Consider the following 662-nt stretch of genomic DNA (forward strand, 5'->3'; position numbering starts at 1 on the left):
TCATCACGCTTACATCTTAAAGTTGAGGTGATTTAGGAACTTATATGCTTACTCGTTGAGATTGTTTGTAGCTTTTCATTTAGGGAGGGTGAGAATGGACGCAGACACCATTAACAGCTTTTTTCTGATTGGTGCATTACTGATTGCACTGAGCGTTCTTTTAAGCCCCGTGTCCTCAAAATTGGGGATTCCAATCCTTCTCGTATTTCTTGCGGTAGGTATGTTGGCTGGGGAAGATGGCCTTGGCGGAATCTTATTTGATAATTATTCCATCGCTTATTTAGTCAGTAACTTAGCGCTCGCCATCATTCTTTTGGATGGCGGGATGCGAACGCGAGTCGCCAGTTTTCGGGTCGCCTTGTGGCCTTCGGTGTCGTTGGCAACCATAGGCGTAGCCATCACGACATTGTTAACTGGCTTGATGGCGACCTGGCTGTTCGATTTGAATTTATTGCAAGGTATCTTAGTTGGCGCGATTGTCGGTTCAACGGATGCGGCCGCGGTCTTCTCTTTATTGAAAGGCCGCAGTCTGAACGAACGTGTTGGCTCGACGTTAGAAATTGAATCGGGCACCAACGACCCAATGGCGGTGTTCTTGACCGTTACGTTAATTGCGATTCTTTCTAGTACGGGAACGGAGTTAAGCGCCGGCTTTTTAGCGC

At 47.3% G+C, this 662-nt stretch carries 1 protein-coding gene; it reads left to right on the forward strand.

Features of this window, described 5'->3' with window-relative positions; all coding sequences use genetic code 11:
* Positions 1 to 94: 94 nt before the first annotated feature.
* A partial coding sequence (locus R7Z50_RS28050; RefSeq protein WP_318149829.1) for a cation:proton antiporter occupies positions 95 to 662 on the forward strand: 568 nt, incomplete at its 3' end.

Source organism: Vibrio sp. 1249-1, assembly GCF_033340495.1.